This window comes from Haloarcula argentinensis DSM 12282 (assembly GCA_000336895.1).
Taxonomy (GTDB): domain Archaea; phylum Halobacteriota; class Halobacteria; order Halobacteriales; family Haloarculaceae; genus Haloarcula; species Haloarcula argentinensis.
This window is the reverse complement of record AOLX01000014.1, coordinates 235867-251814: the sequence shown is the minus strand read 5'-3', so window position 1 is coordinate 251814 and position 15948 is coordinate 235867. Positions and strand designations below refer to the sequence as shown.

Annotated in this window: 19 protein-coding genes; 10 read left to right on the top strand and 9 right to left on the bottom strand. The window is 63.6% G+C overall.

What is annotated here, in order from left to right:
- Positions 1 to 14: 14 nt before the first annotated feature.
- Positions 15 to 1004 carry an aldo/keto reductase gene (locus C443_RS04815; RefSeq protein ID WP_005534334.1) on the bottom strand — a complete coding sequence of 330 codons (990 nt, stop codon included), beginning with the start codon at positions 1002 to 1004 and terminating at the stop codon, positions 15 to 17.
- Positions 1005 to 1063: 59 nt separating this feature from the next.
- Here C443_RS04815 and C443_RS04810 point away from each other — a divergent pair, with 59 nt between their 5' ends.
- The 5 genes from C443_RS04810 to C443_RS04790 all read left to right on the top strand — a co-directional run bounded on the left by C443_RS04810 (position 1064) and on the right by C443_RS04790 (position 4916).
- On the top strand, positions 1064 to 1939 hold the full coding sequence (locus C443_RS04810) for a hypothetical protein (protein WP_005534333.1): 876 nt from the start codon (positions 1064 to 1066) through the stop codon (positions 1937 to 1939).
- Between the two features lie 330 nt (positions 1940 to 2269).
- The gene (gene gfcR / locus C443_RS04805) at positions 2270 to 2908 is read left to right on the top strand and encodes a transcriptional regulator GfcR (RefSeq protein WP_005534332.1); all 639 of its coding nucleotides are present in this window, start codon (positions 2270 to 2272) and stop codon (positions 2906 to 2908) included.
- 105 nt (positions 2909 to 3013) lie between these two features.
- Complete coding sequence (locus C443_RS04800; protein WP_004592677.1) at positions 3014 to 3211, top strand: DUF5800 family protein; 198 nt, start codon at positions 3014 to 3016, stop codon at positions 3209 to 3211.
- A 155-nt stretch (positions 3212 to 3366) separates the two neighbouring features.
- Positions 3367 to 4533, top strand: a complete 1167-nt coding sequence (locus tag C443_RS04795) for a thiolase domain-containing protein (protein ID WP_005534331.1) — start codon at positions 3367 to 3369, stop codon at positions 4531 to 4533.
- A complete protein-coding gene (locus C443_RS04790) occupies positions 4530 to 4916 on the top strand; it encodes a Zn-ribbon domain-containing OB-fold protein (RefSeq protein WP_005534330.1) in 387 nt (128 codons plus the stop codon). Before C443_RS04795 ends, C443_RS04790 begins: the two co-directional genes overlap by 4 nt.
- Before the next feature lie 3 nt (positions 4917 to 4919).
- Here C443_RS04790 and C443_RS04785 read toward each other — a convergent pair whose 3' ends face one another.
- The 3 genes from C443_RS04785 to C443_RS04775 form a co-directional block, all read right to left on the bottom strand.
- Positions 4920 to 5861 carry an alpha/beta fold hydrolase gene (locus C443_RS04785; RefSeq protein ID WP_005534329.1) on the bottom strand — a complete coding sequence of 314 codons (942 nt, stop codon included), beginning with the start codon at positions 5859 to 5861 and terminating at the stop codon, positions 4920 to 4922.
- 107 nt (positions 5862 to 5968) lie between these two features.
- Entirely contained in the window at positions 5969 to 7027 is a 1059-nt protein-coding gene (gene meaB, locus C443_RS04780) for a methylmalonyl Co-A mutase-associated GTPase MeaB (RefSeq protein WP_005534328.1), read from the bottom strand.
- Complete coding sequence (locus C443_RS04775) at positions 7024 to 7446, bottom strand: cobalamin B12-binding domain-containing protein (RefSeq protein ID WP_004961266.1); 423 nt, start codon at positions 7444 to 7446, stop codon at positions 7024 to 7026. The genes meaB and C443_RS04775 overlap by 4 nt, the downstream gene beginning before the upstream one ends.
- Positions 7447 to 7720: 274 nt before the next feature.
- Between C443_RS04775 and C443_RS04770 the strand changes: the two genes are divergently transcribed.
- The 4 genes from C443_RS04770 to C443_RS04755 are packed head-to-tail and all read left to right on the top strand — an operon-like array spanning position 7721 to position 10653.
- Positions 7721 to 8395: a glycosyltransferase family 2 protein gene (locus C443_RS04770; RefSeq protein WP_005534326.1), complete on the top strand. Its 675-nt coding sequence runs from the start codon at positions 7721 to 7723 to the stop codon at positions 8393 to 8395.
- Positions 8396 to 8397: 2 nt separating this feature from the next.
- The gene (locus tag C443_RS04765; RefSeq protein WP_005534325.1) at positions 8398 to 8784 is read left to right on the top strand and encodes a DUF2304 domain-containing protein; all 387 of its coding nucleotides are present in this window, start codon (positions 8398 to 8400) and stop codon (positions 8782 to 8784) included.
- Positions 8777 to 9634 carry a polysaccharide deacetylase family protein gene (locus tag C443_RS04760; RefSeq protein WP_005534323.1) on the top strand — a complete coding sequence of 286 codons (858 nt, stop codon included), beginning with the start codon at positions 8777 to 8779 and terminating at the stop codon, positions 9632 to 9634. The genes C443_RS04765 and C443_RS04760 overlap by 8 nt, the downstream gene beginning before the upstream one ends.
- A complete protein-coding gene (locus C443_RS04755; RefSeq protein WP_005534321.1) occupies positions 9631 to 10653 on the top strand; it encodes a lysylphosphatidylglycerol synthase transmembrane domain-containing protein in 1023 nt (340 codons plus the stop codon). The genes C443_RS04760 and C443_RS04755 overlap by 4 nt, the downstream gene beginning before the upstream one ends.
- A gap of 30 nt (positions 10654 to 10683) precedes the next feature.
- Here the strand turns inward: C443_RS04755 and C443_RS04750 are convergent, their stop codons facing one another.
- The 3 genes from C443_RS04750 to C443_RS04740 all read right to left on the bottom strand — a co-directional run bounded on the left by C443_RS04750 (position 10684) and on the right by C443_RS04740 (position 14619).
- Positions 10684 to 12471, bottom strand: a complete 1788-nt coding sequence (locus C443_RS04750; RefSeq protein ID WP_005534320.1) for an ArnT family glycosyltransferase — start codon at positions 12469 to 12471, stop codon at positions 10684 to 10686.
- 42 nt (positions 12472 to 12513) lie between these two features.
- Entirely contained in the window at positions 12514 to 13200 is a 687-nt protein-coding gene (locus C443_RS04745; RefSeq protein WP_005534318.1) for a glycosyltransferase, read from the bottom strand.
- Positions 13201 to 13269: 69 nt separating this feature from the next.
- Complete coding sequence (locus C443_RS04740) at positions 13270 to 14619, bottom strand: MFS transporter (protein ID WP_005534317.1); 1350 nt, start codon at positions 14617 to 14619, stop codon at positions 13270 to 13272.
- A gap of 74 nt (positions 14620 to 14693) precedes the next feature.
- Here C443_RS04740 and C443_RS04735 point away from each other — a divergent pair, with 74 nt between their 5' ends.
- Positions 14694 to 14921 (top strand): ribbon-helix-helix domain-containing protein, encoded by a 228-nt coding sequence (locus C443_RS04735; RefSeq protein ID WP_004518043.1) that lies wholly within the window; start codon positions 14694 to 14696, stop codon positions 14919 to 14921.
- Here the strand turns inward: C443_RS04735 and C443_RS04730 are convergent.
- Together C443_RS04730 and C443_RS04725 are read right to left on the bottom strand one after the other, a co-directional pair.
- On the bottom strand, positions 14918 to 15253 hold the full coding sequence (locus C443_RS04730) for a hypothetical protein (protein ID WP_005534313.1): 336 nt from the start codon (positions 15251 to 15253) through the stop codon (positions 14918 to 14920). The two genes, C443_RS04735 and C443_RS04730, sit on opposite strands and share 4 nt — an antisense overlap.
- A gap of 40 nt (positions 15254 to 15293) precedes the next feature.
- Entirely contained in the window at positions 15294 to 15839 is a 546-nt protein-coding gene (locus C443_RS04725; protein ID WP_004961247.1) for a hypothetical protein, read from the bottom strand.
- Between the last annotated feature and the right edge of the window lie 109 nt (positions 15840 to 15948).

The following is a 15948-nucleotide window of genomic DNA, read 5'->3' as shown; positions in this document are numbered from 1 at the left end:
ATCGAAGTCCACGGTCAGTCCTTGCCCTCGACCGGCCACTGTGGCTGTTTCGGGGCCTCGATCCGAGCGCATTCCTCGTCGGTCAGGTCGACGTCGAGTGCCCCGACGTTCTCCTCTAGATGGTCCATCGTCCGCGGCCCGATGATCGGCGCGTCGACGACGTCCTGATGGCAGAGCCACGCCAGACTGACCTGTGCCGGTGTCGCACCCTTCGCGTCGGCGATCGCTCGCACCTCGTCGAGAACCGCCCAGTTCTCGTCGCTGAAACGGTTTGCCGTGTACTCGTCCGTCCTTGCTCGGCCTTCGGATAGGTCCTCGTCGCGGTCGTACTTTCCGGCGAGGAAGCCGCCGGCAAGGGGCGACCACGGAATGACACCGACCCCTTCCATCTCGCAGACGGGCAGGAGGTTCGCCTCCTCGTGTCGGTCGACGGCGTTGTACTCCGGTTGCATCGAGACGAACCGCTCGTACCCGTCGATGTCCGCGGTGTACAGCGCCTTCTGGAACTTCCAGTTCGCCATCGTGCTCGCGCCGATATAGCGGACCAGCCCCTCGTCGACGAGATACGTCAGCGCGTCCAGCGTCTCTTCGATCGGCGTGTCGTCGTCCCATCGGTGGATCTGGTAGAGGTCGAGATAGTCGACGCCGAGGCGGTCCAGCGTGGCGTGACACTGGTCGATGATATGTTTCTTCGAGAGCCCGCTCCCGTTCGGTCCATCGTGCATATCAAAGTACACCTTCGACGCCAGAACCAGTTCGCCGCGGCGAGCGGAGTCGATAGCATCGCCGAGTATCCGCTCGCTCTCGCCGTTCGAATACGCGTTGGCCGTATCGAAGAAGTTGATACCCAGATCGAGCGCCCGTTCGAGTATCCGACGGCTCTCGGCCTCGTCGTTTAGCATCCAGGGCTCCGCGCTCCCGAAGTTCATCGTTCCGAGACAGAGTTCGGACACGTCGAGGCCTGTCGACCCGAGCGTGGTGTATGTCACCGGCGAATCGCTCATGACACTTTGTACCACAGCTGTTGTTAAAGGATTTTGGGACTGCGTACTGTTGTCCGAACATGAGCCGGGAACCCGCACCGGAAGAATCCGACCCGATGGGAGTACTCGAAACCCTCAGCGACGAATCCTACACCGGAGTGAACAGATGCTGGCCGTGTACAATCCTGAATCTGGGGCTCGTTGGAATTGTTGTCATGTTCTTGCGCGCACGCAACCGTTCGCGGGCGAGCCTGCTGATCGGCGTTGGCGGCGTCGCGGTGGTCTACCTTCGGGGGTATCTGGTTCCGTACACGCCCAAATTTGCCCCGCGGCTGGTGGCGGCGTCACCGGTCCCGGACGAGTGGTTCCACGGGGAGTCCGCACACGACGCGGCAACGCAGGACACCATGGCCCACGAGGAGCGTGACTCGCTGGCCGAGGATGTGGAGTTGGATGGCGAAACCATCCTCCGGGAACTCTCGGCAGCAGGCGTCATCGAACTTGAGGGCCAACGGCTGTTTCCCGAAGCGACCGTCGACACTGCCTGGCACGAGCGAATGGACGAACTGGCAGCGGAATCACTTGAGGCTCTCTCGACATCACTGCAGGCGTCGCTGGAGCAGGTCGGGCACGCGGAACCGTACGTCGACGACGCGGAGTGGATCGCACTCGGCACCGATCATAAACAACTCCTCCCCCGGCCGGTCGTCGTCGCCGAGCTCGCAGCGTACGAGGTCCTTGGTGAGCGTCTCGACGACGAGCGACTCAGAGTCGCTGGCGCGGAAGCCTTCCGGATGTTTCTCGATAGGTGCCCGGTCTGTGACTCCGACCTGGTCGAGTCGTCGTCGGTGTCGTGCTGTGGCGGCCATCTGGGACCGCGTCAGGACCCCGACGAGACGCTCGTCTGTCCGGCCTGTGAGCAGCGACTCTACACCTTTAAACTGGGCGACAACTGAAACGACACGGAACGGGCGAATCCGTGTCAGAGTCGGTGTTCGAGACGCTATCCGGGTTCTGTTCGGGGAGAGACGACGGACGGGAACGGCGGGAGAGTCCCGCCTGACCGCTGGTGCGTGCGGTCCCGTGGACAACCATGCTGTGTGACAGACGGTTGGCGCCGGCCGGGTTGAGGGATGGGGATGCTGGTGACCTGACGGGATTGCCACCTGGCCCCGGATAGCAGGGAGAGTGTACCCAGCCAATAGATTAGTACAACGACTGTTGTAAATAGATTTTGGTGGCTAAAGAACACTGCCTATTAAATCCTCGCACACGGAGATGATGGTATGAAGAATATCGACGACCTTGTCGACAGCGCGTCCGACCTGGCACAGCGTGGCCTCTCTAAGGGCGAGATTGCTGATGAACTCAACGTCTCCCGAGAGACGGCGAGTTGGCTTGTCGAACGCAGCGGCACCGGCACGGAACCGGATACGAGCGACGACGGCGGTCCCCACGACATCCACGTCGACTGGTCCGCCGTCGGTCGTGACAGCAACCGGCTGTACCACGCAGGAGCGGCGATGGCTGACCTGCTCTCGAAGAAAGGCGACGACGTGGACCTCACCATCGGCATCGAGAAGGCCGGCGCGCCGCTTGCGACGACCGTTGCCCGCGAACTGGAAACGGATCTCGGGACGTACGCCCCGACCAAACACCAGTGGGACGACGACGAGAGCGAAACCAGCGATGGCTCATTCTCCCGAAACTTCGCGCAAATTCGGGACCGAGACTGCTACGTGGTCGACGACACTATTACGAGCGGCAAGACGATGGGCGAAACCATCGACGCGATCCACGAACAGGGCGGCAATCCCGTGGCCTGCGTCGTGCTGGCTGACAAGCGCGGCATCGGCGACATCCGCGGCGTCCCGGTGTACTCCCTGCTACAGGTCATCCGAGTCGGCAGCGACGGCGACTCGTAACGGCCCTGACGAGTGGCCCGGCCACGCGTTTTGCCGGGCAGTTGCCGGACCTGCGCGGCCGCGCGAGAGACTATCCTTTTATTGGTGCCGTGCGTAATTCGCTGTATGACTGTACTGTCGTTCGACGAACAGGGCGTGGATGTCGTCTACGAAGGGACGGAGTTCCGCCTTGAAAAGGCCCTCATCGAAGACGCCGTCCAGAAGTCGTATCCGAACGTGACCGACCACGAGGTCCTACAGATGGTTGAACCGGAACCCGCGCTGTCGGGAGAGCCACAGCGGATCGCCGAAATCGTGAACTGACGTGGAAACAATTCCTTTGAGGGATATAACCGTCGTGGGAAATTAATTCTTGCTGAGAACCTATATCCCGTTTGTAGGCGTTTAAGTCGGCGATTATGCGCTAATTAACCATCCGAACAGTAGGCATTTAAGCCGTCAGCGCACACTGAGAGATAATGTCAGACCCACGTATCGCCGGGGCCAGCGTGACACATTTCGGGAAACACCCCGAGCGAACCGGCCGAGACCTGTTCGCCGAGGCCGGACTGGAAGCGCTTTCGCAGGCCGGAATCGACCCGGACGACGCTGAGGCCCTCTATTACGGCAACTTCATGGGAGAGCTCGCGGAACATCAGGGCCATCAGGGCCCGCTGATGGCCGAGGCTATCGGGCTGGACGTTCCAGCGACTCGCGTCGAAGCAGCCTGTGCATCCGCCGGGACAGCCGTTCGTGAAGCCGTCAAGACAATCCGGAACGGCGAGGCGGAGGTCGTCGTTGTCGGCGGCGCGGAGCGGATGACCAACATCGGGACAGCAGCGGCGACGGACGCGCTCGCTATCGCCGCCGACGATCTCTACGAGGTCCGCGCCGGGATGACCTTCCCCGGGGCCTACGCGCTGATGGCCCGGTCGTACTTCGACCAGTACGGCGGCTCCCACGAGGATCTCGCGCACATCGCCGTCAAGAACCACGAGCACGCGCTGGTCAACGAACACGCACAGATTCAAAAGGAGATCACGGTCGAGGACGCTACCGAGGCCCCGACGATTGCGTCCCCGCTGGGCCTGTATGATTCCTGTCCGATTACGGATGGCGCTGCAGCCGCCGTCCTGACGACGGAGTCCTACGCCGAGGAACACGATCTGGACGCCCCGGTCGCCATCACCGGGACCGGCCAGGGCGGCGACAATCTCGCACTGCAGGACCGTCCGCATCTAGCCCAGACGCCCGCCGCAGACAAGGCCGCCGACGAGGCCTACGAAGACGCCGGCGTCGGTCCCGACGACGTCGATTTCGCCGAAGTCCACGACTGTTTCACTATCGCGGAGGTGTTCGCAATCGAATCGCTTGGCTTCTACGAGCGCGGCGAGGGCATCGCCGCGGCACGCAACGGCGAGACAACCCGCGACGGCGACCGCCCGATAAATCTCTCGGGCGGGTTGAAAGCTAAGGGCCATCCGGTCGGCGCGACCGGTGTCGCCCAGCTAGCGACCGTTGCCTGGCTCCTCGACGGGTCGCACCCACGTGCCGACGCCGTCCCGGACAGCACCGTCGGCGTCGCGCACAACGCGGGCGGCACAGTCGCATCTACGACCGTCCACATCATGGAGGTGCGAGAATGACTGAATCCGCACAAGACGGCGAATACGACGCGTGGCTCGACAGCATCGAATCGGACAACGGCTACTACCTCGAATGTTCGAACGGCCACGGCTGGCTGCCGCCCCGGCGGGTGTGCCCGCGCTGTCACGACCAGGACCTCTCGGAGGTCGACCTGCCGGAATCCGGCGAAATCGCGAGCCACACGACGATCACGGTCCCGACGCCGCAGTTCGAGGACGACGCGCCCTACGTCACCGCTATCGCCGACTTCGGACCGGTTTCGGTAACGGGACTCGTCCGTGACGTTGATCCCGACGACGTCTCCATCGGCGACGTAGTCGGCCTCGATGTCGGCGAGCGCGTAACGACCGGGGAGAGGGCAGTCGTGTTCCGGCCGCGCTAAGGCTCAGTTCTCGACTGTTACCGACGTCACTCTGTCACGGACCACGTCGACGAACTCATCGGGGTGTTCGACGTGGGGCAGAAGCAGCGAATCCCCGAACACCACGAGCATCGCGTCCGCCTGCTCGGCCAGGTCACGACCCTGCGAGAGCGGCGTGATGTCGGCGTCCTCACCCCAGACCAGCGTCACGGGCACGTCGAGGCCGGCCAGTGTTTCGCCGAGGTCGTCTTCCGGGTCGAGGAAACCGGAGACGAACGACGCTGGTGCAAAGCGCGCACCGGGCTGGTGGCCGCTCTGCCACTCGTAGTCGACGACTTCCTCGGTGAGGTTGTCCATGTCATAGTAGCCGTGGTCGGCGTGGAAGTGCCGGATAGAAGGCTTTGAGACAGTGAGGTTGTAGATGGCCTCGCCGATGACGGGGGCGCGCAGGAGCGATCGGAGCCAGACAGTACGGTTACCCATCGAGGTGTCCGTCGGGCAGACGAGGACGAGTTCCTTCACGTCGACCTCCTGTGCCGCGCTGGCGGCGTAGGCCCCGGTCAGCGACGACGCGACGACAGTCGCGTCGGTGGTGTTGTCCTCGATAAAGTCCCGTACAAAGGCCGTGTACAGCGATGCCGAGTACAGCAGCGGCGGCCGGTCCGTCTGCCCGAAGCCCGGCAAGTCCGGTGCGATGACGTGGTAGTCCTCGGCGAGGGTGTCGAACACTGTGTGGAACTCGTGGCTGCTGGCAGCGGCGTTGATGCCGTGGAACAACACGAGGTCCGGGTCCGACGGGTCGCCGGCTTCAGTGTACGCGATATCGAACCCGCGCCAGCGGTACGTCCCCTGCTCGCCGTCGAGCATCGGTTCGAACGCGCCGGCCCGCGACTGCAACACGCGGTTGGCAGCTGCTGTCGCGCCGACCGCACCAACGACTGCACCGAGCGCCTTGCGGAGTTTCATACTGATGACTTGGGGCCCGGAGTATGTTATACATGCTGGACGAGCGTCAGATGGCTGCCGCTATCGGCCCGGGCAAACGTGGTTCCGCGGACGCGACAGTCCCGAAGTTAGCTCTCGTCAGGAGGTTCGTCGAGGCACTCCCGAAGCGGCGCGAGGACCTCATCGACGACGGTGTAGGGGTCAGTGTGGCGCTCGATGACGGCGTCGACGTACTGCTCGATACCGCCGCGGCGGTCGAGTTCGTCGACCAGTAGCTCGTTGGCGTCCTCCCGAAGCAGGGTTCGGATTTCGGCGGCGAATCGCTCCCGCGCCTGCCCCTCTCGTCGGCCGGTTCGGTCCAGATACGCGCCGTGGTCGGCCAGCGTGTTCAGGAAGTCCTCGATGCCTTCGCCCCGATTGGCAACCGTCTCTACGATAGGGGGGTCCCACATCTCCGTCTCGTCGTCCACAGCATCGGCATCGTCGGTGGCCGCGTCGTCACTGCCACCGGCGAGTTCGGTCGCGCCGTGGTGGCCGGAGTTCGGCCGGCCGCTCTGTCCCTGAAGCATTTCCCGGAGTTGCTGGACGGTCCGGTCAGCCCCGTCGAGGTCGGCCTTGTTGACGACGAACACGTCGCCTATTTCGAGGATACCAGCCTTGAGCATCTGCACGTCGTCGCCGCTACCCGGGGGCACGAGTACGGCGACGGTGTCAGCAGTGCGGACGATGTCGACCTCGTTCTGGCCTGCGCCGACCGTCTCGACGATGATCTTGTCCTTGCCGAACGCGTCCAGCGCGGTCACGGCGTCGGTCGTCGCCGTCGACAGCCCGCCGAGGGACCCACGTGCGGACATCGACCGGAAGAACATGTCCATGTCGCCCGCGTTCGAGGCCATTCGTATCCGGTCGCCCAGCACCGCGCCGCCCGAGAACGGTGACGACGGATCGATGGCGATGACACCGACAGTCAGTCCCTGCTCGCGATAGGTCGCCGCAACCTTGTCGACCAGCGTGGACTTGCCCGCGCCGGGACTGCCAGTGACACCGATAACGTCGGCTGTTCCGGTGTGCTGGTGCAGGTCGGAGATTATCTCCCGATACCCCGGCGAGCGGTTCTCTATCTTCGTGATGACCCTGGCGAGGGCGCTGTGCTTGCCCGCAAGCAGGTCAGCGACGAGATCGCTCATCGCTCGGGCGCGTTCTCGTGGATGTAGTCGATCATCTCCTCCATCGACGCACCCGGACCGAAGATTTCGTCGACGCCCTGCCCCCGAAGTTCCTCCTGATCGTCATCCGGGACAATGCCGCCGACGAGGATGAGTCGGTCATCGAACGCGTCATACTCTCTTAGCCCGTCAAGAATTTTTGGGACTAGTGTATTGTGCGCCCCCGAAAGAATGGAGATGCCGACGACATCTACGTCCTCTTGCACAGCGGCCTGCACGACTTCGTCGGGCGCTCGATGGAGTCCTGAGTAAATCACTTCAAAGCCAGCGTCACGGAGCGCCCGTGCGATGACGTGTGCGCCCCGGTCGTGACCGTCGAGTCCGACTTTCGCCACCAGACACCTGATGGTCCGTTCCGTCTGCTCCTGCTCGACACTCATGGCAGTACGTACCGCGCGGTGTGTTTTCATTCTTGCCCTATTCATCATGACTTATCTCGGGGACAAGTGCTCCTCTGAGCAAGAGGTCTGTGAACAATTACCCCTACCTTGGTCGTGGGAAACAGGGGTCTCCCGACTAGTCGGTTTCACGTCGGCTATAGCTCACAGAGGTCGTATTGCGTGAGCGAAACGACCAAGTACACACTCACAGACTCCGAGTGAGGTATTCCAGAGAACGACAATTCTAAGTTCGCTGCTAGCGGCGTTTCCACCAGTGCGAACAGTCGCCGTCATCCCCGCGTACAACGAGTCGAGCACCATCGGGTCGGTGATCGACGGAACGAGCCGCTACGTCGACGAGGTCGTCGTCGTCGACGACGGGTCGTCGGACGACACCGCGGCAATCGCCCGGGAGCACGGCGCACACGTCGTCACACACGTCTTTAACACCGGTGTCGGTGGGGCCGTCAGGACGGGGTACCAGTACGCGATCCGCCACGACTACGACTTCGTCGTGCAGGTCGACGCCGATGGCCAGCACGACCCGGAGAAGATTCCGACCCTGCTGGACCACGCCGAGGACGCGGACATGGTCATCGGCAGCCGCTACCTGAACGAGAGCATCGACGACTACCCGCTCATCAGGCGGCTTGGAATCACGTTCTTCACGACCGTCGTACGGAAGCTCGGCGGCATCGACATCACCGACGTGACGAGCGGCTTCCGCGTCTACCGTGTGTCGGCACTACAGGACATCCTCCACCGCTCGGACAACCACTGGGCGGTCGAACAGACGCTCGATGCGGCCCAGCGCGGCCAGCGGATCGAAGAAGTATCGATAGAGATGCCGATCCGGGACGAGGGCGAGTCGCAGTTCAGCCTCGACACACTCGTGCTCTACCCGTTACGGATGACTGACACGGTGTTTCGCGTCCTCCTCTTTCGCTAACTATGGTCTTTGGATTCGACTACTCACTGGTCAATCTCCTGTCGCTGGTCGTCGGGCTGGCCTTCCTCGCGAACGGCTACATCATCGTCCGAAGCGAACGCGAATCGTTAGAGCTGTTCGTGATGTCGCTGCTGCTCGGCACGGGACTCATCGTCGTCGCCATCGTCCCCAATGTGTTCGAGGTCGTGGCGCGGCTGCTGGGCTTGGAGTGGAAAGCCCGGGCCATCCTCGTCATCTCGAACCTGACACTGTTCGTCGCGGTGACGTACCTGCTCAACCGCATCGGGCACATGTACGACCGGCTGTCGCGGCTGAACGAGGAGCTGAGTCTCCTCCGGAGCGAACTGGAGGAACACCAGCTACGGACCGAGGACGAGCAGGATGACTGACCGTGCGGTACTGTCGATAGATTTCGAGCTGTTCACGCAGACGCCGGCGTACCGGAGCGCGTCGGGGACGACCGACCGCGACGGTGTCGGCCTCGATGGTGGCCGGTTTTTCAGGGAGACACTCGCAAAACACGACGCGGATTCGACCGCGTTCGTAGTGTCGTCAGTCGCCCAATCTCATCCCGACGCCGTGCGGGCACTCGCCGATGCGGGTATCGAGATCGCCTCGCACACGCACACACACCAGTTGCTCTCCGATCTCGACAGCGAGGAGCGGCGGGCGGAGTTGTCACAGTCAAGGGACGTGCTGGAGCGAGCCACCGACGAGCGGGTCTCAGGGTTCCGCGCGCCCGCCTTCGACATTACCAGTGACCACTTCGACCTGCTTGCCGATATCGGGTACACGTACGACTCTAGCGTCGTCTCAAGCCGGTCGATTCCGGGGTGGTACGGCGGCGAGTACGACCTCCACGAACCTGCCCCGGCGACGGCAGTCCACCCGGACGCACCGGACAGCATTACTGAGTTCCCGGCGAGCGTCATGCCGGGCCTGCAGTTGCCCCTCACTGGGACCTGGCTCCGATTTTTCGGCCCGCGGTACACGATTCTGGGCATGAAGCTGCTGGCCCGCCGGGGCATCACGCCGATGCTGTACGTCCATCCGTGGGAACTGGTGGACCTACCGGCCGTCGAGGGGGTGCCGACGCGGGTGTACGTCAGGACCGGCGACTGGATGCGACGGGCCGTCGAACGGATTCTACAGCAGGACTTCGAGTTCACGACCGCACGGGCCGTTCTGGAGGACGGTGAAACAGCCGCGACACGGCTCCACAGGGGCGAGACGCCGTGACGAACCGGGCTCGTGATCTGGGGGTCACGGTCGCCCAGTACGGACTCGCCGTCGTTGCGCTAGCGTGGCTGCTCACGCAGTTCGACATCGCCAGCGCGGTCGACCTGCTCGCCGGTGTCAGCATAGAGACGGCGCTCGTGGTCGTCGTCGTCAGCGTTCTCGGCATCTGTGGCCGAGCCTACACATGGCACGCGGTGATGACCCCACTCGCGCCCGCTCGGTTCCGGACCGCCGCCGGGACGACGCTCATCGTGAACTTCGTCAATCAGTTGCTCCCGTCGCGGCTCTCCGGGCGGCTGGCCGCACCGTTCGTCCTCCGGAGCCAGACCGGGATGGCCTACAGCGACGCCGCGGCCGCCTCAGCGCTTCACACCGCCATCTTCGCGCTATACTACGGCGTGGCGGCGACCGCAGGGCTCGTGCTGGCGGTTCCACTGCTCCGACTCGAACTCCTCGTGCTACTGGCGCTCGCGACGAGCCTGTACTTCGTGGCCGGTCTGACGGTACTGTTTGGCGGCCTCAACCTCGCCTATCTGGACCGGCTTATCGGCTGGCTGTCCGGGGTGGCGGTCCGGGTTCCGCGCGTCGGCGAGACACTCGCGGCGCGGCTCGACGGCCTGCTCGAATTCACCGACAGCTCGACCACGACATTTCGGTCACTGGTGAGCGAGCCGGCGGTGTGGCTCCGCTACGCGGTCGGCTGGACCGTCGACCTCGTGCTTGCGCCCGGCGTCCGCGTCGGCCTGCTGTTGGGGAGTTTCGGCGTCGCGTTCGAACCGCTGGTCGCGTTGCCGCTGTATCTTCTGGTCGCGTACACCGTGACGCTCCTGCCGCTGACGCCCGGCGGAATCGGTGTTACCGAAGCGACGGCGACGGCGGTGTTCGTAGCGCTGGGCATCCCAGCGGAAGTCATCATCCCCATCATCTTCGTCGACCGGTTCCTGAGTATCTACCTGCCGTCGCTCGCGGGCTGGTATCCCTCTGTTCGACTCGACGTCACGTCACTGACGACAGAATAGCCGGCCCGAGAGAGTCACGTCAAGACGGGCTCAGAACGGCGGATGGCGGCTCGTGTCGCACTCGCCGTCACGTTCCAGAATGAGGGTGTACTGGTTCGCTGCGAGTTCCTGCTCGTCGGCGAACTGGTCCGTATGTGGGACGACGCCGAGCCGGAGTAGGTCGGTGAACGAGCCGGGCGTCGGTCGCTGGGGCACGAAGTTCGGCGGCCGCTCCCCGAACTCGGCGACGATTCGGTAGTTGTACTCCTCGTTCAGGAGGCTCCGGAGATAGGTGGCCTGTGCGTCGCCGTTCCGGTAGTAGGTGTCTTCCTTGAGATACAGCAGGTCCCGGTACCCGATCTGGATGTATTGGGGGCACGCCATCGCTTCCTCCGCCTCCGAGTCCTGGCCGGCGACGTGTCGAGCAGTCAGCGAGTGCGGGACGGCGGTGTCCTGAATATGGACGCGATACGTTTCCACCACGTCGCCCTCTTCGCTGTTGTCTTCGAGCCACGCTGTCGCTTCGTCCCGGGGCATCGACGCGAACTGTGCTGTCCCAACGCCGGCGTAGATAGCCGTCGTCACCAGCAAGATAGCCATCACCGGCCGCGCCAGAGACGATGAGCGTTCGCGGAGGTCCACCAGCCGTCCCCCGACGAGTAAGGCGATGAGCGGGAACGTCGGCAGCAGGTGGTGCACCCGGAAGTCGTGCCACTGGGAGAACATCGCGATGTAGGCTACCAGTCCCGTCAGAATGAGGACAGTGCCGTGGACGGCGGAACTGCGGTCACGCAACGTGGCGACAGTCGCCACGACGCTGGCGGCGGCCGCAGTAACCAGTGGCAGCCCCAGCGCGCTGAAATAGCCCCGCAGGAACCACCACCACACCGGGGCGTCGGGACCCGTTGGGTGGCTCATCCGCGAGGTCGAGCCGCCGAACACCCGCTCGATGAAGGGTTCGGCCCCTGCCACGAGCGCGGTTGGGAACCCGAGCACGATCATGGCGAAGCCGAGCAGTGCGCCGCTCAGCAGGAGCTTCGGCCGGTACAGCGTCTCCGTCAGCGGCGCGTCAGTGGCACGGGCACGCAGCAGGAAGGCGACGCCGATAAGCAGGATGACCGGCGCAGCCGTCAGTTTGAACGCAATAGCCACGCCGCCGGCCGCGCTCGCCGCCAGAAACAGCGTTCCGTCGTCGGTCTGGACGTACCTGACCAACAGATACAGCGCAAGGAGGACGAACACCAGCGCCGGCATGTCTTCGCCGGCCTCCTTCGAGATCGTGAGGAAGCCGAAGGTCAGCGAGAGCACGACGGCCGAGAGCCGGCCGGCGTTGCGCCCCTCGATTGCGACACCGAGGCGGTAGGTGAGGTAGACGGCACAGAGCGCGGCAACGACGTTAGTCAGCCGGATGGAGACGAGGCTCCAGGTCCAGATCCACTCGGGTGTGGCGGCCCAGACCTGGTAGTGGCCGAACTCCCAGCTGGGGAAGACAATCGTGGTGAATGCGCCCAGATCTCCAGTGATAGCCGCGACGAGCATGACGGGGAGGATGGCCAGCGTATAGAGATATAGCGTCGCGCCGAACGGCGCTCGGCCCCACTCGATACCGGTCTTGAGTCCCTCGAAGCTCGGTTCTTCAATGACCGACGCATAAGTAACCATCGCGTCGAGCAAGCGGCTGTACTCGTCACGGGTCGCGAAGTTCGGGATGCGGTGCCAGAACCAGAACCCGACCATAACAGCCGACAGCAGGAGCACGTAGCGGAGATACGGGTCGTCCCGGAGGTCCGCCCGTACCTGTTCGACGGCACGACGGGGCAGTGACCGCCAGCCACTCATCGTGCCACTTCTCCGGTGTGCGTGTTCAAAAGGCTGCTCTTCTCAGAAGTAGTCGGCATCGAACTCCCGGCGGAAGATGTAGTGATTGGCGTATCCCCGAACGTACTTGGCAAACAGCGAGAGGTATCCCTCGTCAGCCTCCCTGCGGGCCGACGTAGCGACACAGGAATCGGCGTCGTAGACGATTCGGCCGTAGTCTTTCATCCGCAGGGAGAGTTCCGTGTCCTCCATGAACGGGATCTCCTCGTCGAAGCCGCCCGCGGCCTCGAAGGCGTCGGCCCGGAAGCTACAGTTGAAGCCCGGTTGTTGGATGAAGCCCAGCGGCCAGGACACGCGATACCAGTAGTCCGATAGCAGTTTGAACAGTACGCGGTGTTTGCGGCTGTCTTCGAGCGGCCGTGCGGGGCCACCGACCCCGACCACCTTGTCGTCTGTGTAGTGTCTGAGATGCAGGCGAACCCAATCCTCGGGGACGACCGTATCGGCGTCAGTAAACAGCAGTATCGGCGCTGTTGCGGCTGCGGCTCCGCGGTTTCTGGCGATTCCCGCCCCGCCTTCGTCGCACCGAACGACGGTGTCGACGAAGGGGGTGTCACGGGCCACCTGTTCCGTGCCGTCGTCGCCGCCGACTACGACGATCAGTTCCACGGACTGTGACTCGAAGGGAGCCAGACAGCGGGCCAGCGACTCCGCCTCGTTGTAGGCCGGGACGATGACTGCGGCGTCCATCTGAGCAGCAGGTACATCGTACAGACAGAAATAGCAAGCGATGCGACGGCCTGCCCGACGCTCAGGCGGTCACGAACGCCGTGCGAGAGCGGTCCCTGCGAGAACAGCGACGAGTGCAATACCGGCGAGTGTCCCGAACAGCGCCGTCGCGTTCGCAAAGGCCAGAATCGACCCCGCGAGACCGCCGCCGAGCGCGCCGACACCGAACACGCCCAGATACGTGAAGCCATACGAGAGTCCGCGCGTGCCGGCAGGCGTGTATTCCGCGACAGCGGCCTGGTACATCGGCTGGACGACGAACAGCGCGACGCCCAGAAGCGCACCGAGTACCGCCAGCGGACCGAAGCCCATCACCGACACCGGAACGAACAGCGCCGCAAGGGCGGCAAGCACTAGGAACGAGCCGGCGATGCCGTACTCGACTGGAATCCGGTCGGTCAGTTTGCCGCCGGCGTACTGGCCGAGGACGCCGATGAGCAACAGGCCCGCATAGAAGTAGTCCTGTGGCTTGAGGGTCTGCCCCGTCCCGGCCTCGATACCGAGTGCCGACAGGACGCTGGGAGGCAACAGCGTGTCTATCGGGATAGGTTCGAAGCCCGGTAGGTCTCGCAGGAGTTCCGGGAGAAACGTGAGGACGCCGCGGTAGTACAGCCCCGAGCACATGACGACAAGGAACACGAGCAGGAAGCTCCCGGTCAGCAAGTGCTTGCTCTCCGTAAGGAATTCTCCAAGCGAGTCGATACCGCTACTGGCCTTCGACCCGCCGTCAGTCGCCGTCGTCACCGCCGCCGTCTCGTCGAAACTCGCCTGCGAGGCGTAGACGGCGGCGAGCAACGCAGGGACACCGAGGACGAGCGCGACGGTCCGCCACTCGGCGACCAGCAGAAGAATCGCGGCGACGAGCGGGCCGAGGCCGATACCGAGGTTGCCGGCGACGCCGTGATAGGCCAGCCCGGTGCCGCGCTGTTCGACACCTTTGCTGATAAGTGAGAGCCCCGCCGGATGGTACACGCTGGCCGAGAGCCCCCAGAGGACAAGCGCCAGCGCGATGACGACCATACTCGGAGCCAGTCCCAGCAGGATGTACGAGCCGCCCATTCCCAGCAGACAGCCCGTGATGAGCCGCCGGGAGCCGATTCGGTCGACGACGATACCGCCCGGGAGTGCGCCGGCCCCGAACAGGCCATAGCCCAGCGTCACGATGACGCCGACGGTCGCCGTCGTCACGTCGAACTGGGCGACGCCGAGGTTGATGAGGTCGAACTCGGTGAGCCAGATGACGACGAAGATCGGGACCGCCATCTCGTAGGTGTGGACCAGGCCGTGTGCGAGCATGACCAGCGCGGTGATCGCTCGGTCGTTCGCGTTCACATTCTGGTTCGTGTCTGCCGCCGGCAAGTGTATGACGGTTCCGCGCATCTACGCGTGCGCCTTTTTTAGCCCTCCCAGAACCAGGGGTGGGTTTTTATGTCCGAACAGTATAGGCGGCAAGTGTGAGCAAAATCAAGGTGTCACTTCCGGACCAAGTCGACTCGGACATCCAGCGACTCGTCGAACAGGGCGAGTTCCTCAACCGTGATCAGGCCGTGGAAGACCTCCTGAAGCGAGGGATTTCGGCCTACAATACTACAACCGAAGAGACCGAGACGCTCGACGAAGAAATTTTCGACCAGACGGCCTCCGAACAGCAGGACCCGGCGATGCAGGACGATTTCCTCTAGTCGCGATTCTGTGAGAGCCGGCTGTCGTCCTCGGCTGCCCGCTGTCCGGAGCCGTTGTCTTCCTGCCGCTGTTGTTTCATTTTTGCGCCGGGTTTCGGACCTCTGTCGACTGACTCGTAGGGCGTTTCCGCGATGCTCTCCGGGATGATGTACCACGCGAGGCCACCGCCAACGACGGTTCCGCCAACAAACGTTACAGCGACAATCGGTAGTTCCGAACCACCGTACAACGTCACAAGCCCCATCGAGACGCCGAAGAGGAGTGCGAAGCCGACTTGCGTATATCTGAGAAATCGTTTCCGGTCGGCGTCCGTCATCGAGGGACCGACCATCAGCGGCCCCCGGGACAGACTGGGTGTGTCCGGTTGACCATCAGTAGAAGCCCCGCTCTACATCTTCCTCGATGACGTCCTCGAACTCCGCGTCGAGTAGTTCCTCCGCTTCCTCGAACGTCTCAGTGAGTTCGCTCATCTGGTCGGGTCGGTCGTGGTGATCGAACTCCATCGGGCCATAGGCCGGGGAGTCCATCGCGTCCATCATGTCCTCAAGCAACGCTTGCGGCGACGTGGGTGCGTCCGCATGCGTTTCGAGCACCGTTTCGAGGTTCTTGGCCTTCTCCTTGGCGTCGTCCTCGTCCTCCGGTCCCTGCTGGACGCCGAAAATGCCGGACCCATCGTTTGGAAACAGCGGGTCGATGTCATCGTCGATACGGCGGGCCACCTGCGACCCGACGCCCTGTACCTCGAAGGGGTTCTTTGCATATGTCTTGAGCTGGTAGACACCGGCGTCAGGGTGACCGAAGTAGATGTCCTCGCCGATCCCGTTCGCGCGGTCGCCCCCGACGGCACGCCAGTCCCCCGGATTGGCATTGCTCTCCATCACGTCTTCGAGAATGTCCTGCCAGTCGCGAACGCGCATTGTCAGTCGCTTGTTCGGCCTGGGTCAGAATGAACCCATCGGTCCCGACCGCTGCCCGGCGGAAGAAGTAAATGTCGTATATACTGGCTTGGGTGCCCTCACGACTGTG

Excerpts from the sequence above, each read along its gene's own strand:
- C443_RS04815 (WP_005534334.1), bottom strand. The coding sequence starts at position 1,004 with ATGAGCGATTCGCCGGTGACATACACCACGCTCGGGTCGACAGGCCTC.
- C443_RS04810 (WP_005534333.1), top strand. The coding sequence starts at position 1,064 with ATGAGCCGGGAACCCGCACCGGAAGAATCCGACCCGATGGGAGTACTC.
- gfcR (WP_005534332.1), top strand. The coding sequence starts at position 2,270 with ATGAAGAATATCGACGACCTTGTCGACAGCGCGTCCGACCTGGCACAG.
- C443_RS04800 (WP_004592677.1), top strand. The coding sequence starts at position 3,014 with ATGACTGTACTGTCGTTCGACGAACAGGGCGTGGATGTCGTCTACGAA.
- C443_RS04795 (WP_005534331.1), top strand. The coding sequence starts at position 3,367 with ATGTCAGACCCACGTATCGCCGGGGCCAGCGTGACACATTTCGGGAAA.
- C443_RS04790 (WP_005534330.1), top strand. The coding sequence starts at position 4,530 with ATGACTGAATCCGCACAAGACGGCGAATACGACGCGTGGCTCGACAGC.
- C443_RS04785 (WP_005534329.1), bottom strand. The coding sequence starts at position 5,861 with ATGAAACTCCGCAAGGCGCTCGGTGCAGTCGTTGGTGCGGTCGGCGCG.
- meaB (WP_005534328.1), bottom strand. The coding sequence starts at position 7,027 with ATGAGCGATCTCGTCGCTGACCTGCTTGCGGGCAAGCACAGCGCCCTC.
- C443_RS04775 (WP_004961266.1), bottom strand. The coding sequence starts at position 7,446 with ATGAGTGTCGAGCAGGAGCAGACGGAACGGACCATCAGGTGTCTGGTG.
- C443_RS04765 (WP_005534325.1), top strand. The coding sequence starts at position 8,398 with ATGGTCTTTGGATTCGACTACTCACTGGTCAATCTCCTGTCGCTGGTC.
- C443_RS04760 (WP_005534323.1), top strand. The coding sequence starts at position 8,777 with ATGACTGACCGTGCGGTACTGTCGATAGATTTCGAGCTGTTCACGCAG.
- C443_RS04750 (WP_005534320.1), bottom strand. The coding sequence starts at position 12,471 with ATGAGTGGCTGGCGGTCACTGCCCCGTCGTGCCGTCGAACAGGTACGG.
- C443_RS04745 (WP_005534318.1), bottom strand. The coding sequence starts at position 13,200 with ATGGACGCCGCAGTCATCGTCCCGGCCTACAACGAGGCGGAGTCGCTG.
- C443_RS04740 (WP_005534317.1), bottom strand. The coding sequence starts at position 14,619 with ATGCGCGGAACCGTCATACACTTGCCGGCGGCAGACACGAACCAGAAT.
- C443_RS04730 (WP_005534313.1), bottom strand. The coding sequence starts at position 15,253 with ATGGTCGGTCCCTCGATGACGGACGCCGACCGGAAACGATTTCTCAGA.
- C443_RS04725 (WP_004961247.1), bottom strand. The coding sequence starts at position 15,839 with ATGCGCGTTCGCGACTGGCAGGACATTCTCGAAGACGTGATGGAGAGC.